Genomic DNA, 2,492 nt, shown 5'->3' on the forward strand with positions numbered 1-2,492 from the left:
TGTTGATTGCCGCTGAGAAGTGACCCGGGAGGGGCACAAATTTCCACTGAGAAGTGACCCATGTTGAACTCGCCCCTTGCTTTGATGAGCGAGGGGTCATGGAGTGTTGGACATGGCGTTATTGAGCGTTATCCGGCGCTGGCATTACCGTGATCATCTTTCGATCCGCGAGATTGCCCGGCGCACAGGACTGTCACGGAATACGATCCGCAAATATCTGCGCTCGGACACGGTCGAGCCGCAGTTCCAGACGCCCGAACGGCCGAGCAAGCTGGACCCGTTTGCGGAGCGGCTTGCGGCCTGGCTGCGGCGCGAGCTGGGCCGGCCACGCAAGCAGAAGCGCACAGTCAAGCAGTTGCACGCCGATCTGGTGAGCCTGGGGTATGATGGCTCCTACGGCCGCGTTGCCGCCTTCGCGCGGGCCTGGCGCGATGACTATCACCGCCAGCAGCAGATCAGCGGCCGCGGGACTTTTGTCCCGCTCTCCTTCGCACCGGGCGAGGCTTTCCAGTTCGACTGGAGCGAGGACTGGGCGATAATCGCCGGGGTGCGCACCAAGTTGCAGGTGGCGCACTTCAAGCTCAGCTACAGCCGCGCCTTCATCGTGCGGGCCTATCTGCTGCAAACCCACGAGATGCTGTTCGACGCCCACAATCACGCCTTCCGCGTGCTGGGCGGCGTGCCGCGCCGCGGGATTTACGACAACATGCGCACCGCCGTCGACAAGGTCGGGCGCGGCAAGGAGCGGAACGTCAACACCCGCTTCCTCACGATGGTGAGCCATTACCTGTTCGAGGCCGAGTTCTGCAATCCGGCGGCAGGATGGGAGAAGGGCCAGATCGAGAAGAACGTCCAGGATGCACGTCATCGCTTGTGGCAACCCACGCCGCAGGCGGAGAGTCTCGATGCCCTCAACCTGTGGCTGGAGCAGCGCTGCAGGGCGTTGTGGCAGGAGATTCCACATGGAATCGAACCGGGCTCTGTCGCCGATGCCTGGGCCGATGAAGCGGAATGCCTGATGCCGGTCGGCCGGCCGTTCGACGGCTTCGTCGAATATGGCAAGCGCGTCTCGCCGACCTGCCTCGTTCATCTCGAGCGCAACCGCTACAGCGTGCCCGCCGCCTTCGCCAATCGGCCGGTCAGCCTCCGGGTCTATCCTGATCGCTTCCTGGTTGTCGCCGAGGGGCAGGTCGTATGCGAGCACCAGCGCATCATCGACCGCTCGCATGATCGCCCCGGCCATACCGTCTATGACTGGCGCCATTATCTGGCGGTGGTTCAGCGCAAGCCCGGCGCCCTGCGTAACGGCGCACCGTTCCTCGATCTGCCGGACGCGTTTCAGCGGCTGCAACGGCATTTGCTGCGCAATCCGGGCGGCGACAGGGAGATGGTCGAGATCCTGGCCCTGGTTCTGCATCATGATGAACAGGCTGTCCTGACCGCGGTCGCAATGGCGCTGGATGCGGGCGTTCCGACCAAGACCCACATCCTCAACCTGTTGCACCGTCTACTCGACGGCAAGCCGCTCACCACCCCGCCGGTCACGGCACCACAGGCACTGAGGCAGGTCAGCGAGCCCATGGCCAATGTGGAACGCTATGACGCCCTGCGCTGGGAGAACCGCCATGCGTCATGATCCCGCCACTGGCGCCATCGTCGTTATGCTGCGCGGCCTGAAGATGCATGGCATGGCGCAGGCCGTCAGTGACCTCATGCAGCAGGGCTCGCCCGCCTTCGAGGCGGCGGTCCCGATCCTCTCGCAGTTGCTGAAAGCCGAGACGGCCGAACGGGAGGTGCGCTCAGTAGCCTATCAACTCACCGTCGCCCGGTTCCCGGCCTATCGCGATCTCGCCGGGTTCGACTTCGTCAGCAGCGAGATCAACGAAGCGCTGGTCCGGCAACTCCACCGCTGCGACTTTATCGACGCCGCCGACAATATCGTGCTGGTCGGCGGCCCAGGCACCGGCAAGACCCATGTCGCCACAGCCCTGGGGGTTCAGGCCATCGAGCATCACCGCAAGCGGGTCCGCTTCTTCTCCACAGTCGAGCTGGTCAACGCCCTCGAACAGGAAAAGGCGCAGGGCAAGGCCGGGCAGATCGCCAATCGTCTCACCCACGCCGATCTCGTGATCCTGGACGAACTGGGCTATCTGCCGTTCAGCGCCTCAGGCGGTGCATTGCTCTTCCATCTGCTGAGCAAACTCTACGAGCGCACCAGCGTCGTCATCACCACCAACCTGAGCTTCAGTGAGTGGGCCAGCGTGTTCGGCGATGCCAAGATGACCACGGCCCTCCTCGATCGGCTCACCCATCACTGCCACATCCTGGAGACCGGAAACGACAGCTTCCGCTTCAAGAACAGCTCGGCCCAGCAGGCAAGACCCCGAAAGGAGAAACCCGCATCTTGACCCACCGATGATACTCGAAACATAACCTGCAGGCGGGTCACTTCTCGGTGAAAACCCCGGGTCACTTCTCAGCGGCAATCAACA

2 protein-coding genes are annotated in these 2,492 nt (G+C 63.3%); both read left to right on the top strand.

The window, feature by feature from the left end; genetic code table 11:
• The first annotated feature begins 112 nt into the window (after positions 1 to 112).
• Positions 113 to 1,636 carry an IS21 family transposase gene (istA, locus tag OLX02_RS20095; protein ID WP_264425730.1) on the top strand — a complete coding sequence of 508 codons (1,524 nt, stop codon included), beginning with the start codon at positions 113 to 115 and terminating at the stop codon, positions 1,634 to 1,636.
• Complete coding sequence (gene istB / locus OLX02_RS20100) at positions 1,626 to 2,408, top strand: IS21-like element helper ATPase IstB (protein WP_264425732.1); 783 nt, start codon at positions 1,626 to 1,628, stop codon at positions 2,406 to 2,408. The genes istA and istB overlap by 11 nt, the downstream gene beginning before the upstream one ends.
• Positions 2,409 to 2,492 lie beyond the last annotated feature (84 nt).

The organism is Novosphingobium sp. KCTC 2891, from assembly GCF_025938155.1.
In the GTDB taxonomy this organism is placed as follows: Bacteria; Pseudomonadota; Alphaproteobacteria; order Sphingomonadales; family Sphingomonadaceae; genus Novosphingobium.

What these genes read in the sequence shown, in the direction of transcription:
- istA (WP_264425730.1), top strand. Translation starts at nt 113, where the DNA reads ATGGCGTTATTGAGCGTTATCCGGCGCTGGCATTACCGTGATCATCTT.
- istB (WP_264425732.1), top strand. Translation starts at nt 1,626, where the DNA reads ATGCGTCATGATCCCGCCACTGGCGCCATCGTCGTTATGCTGCGCGGC.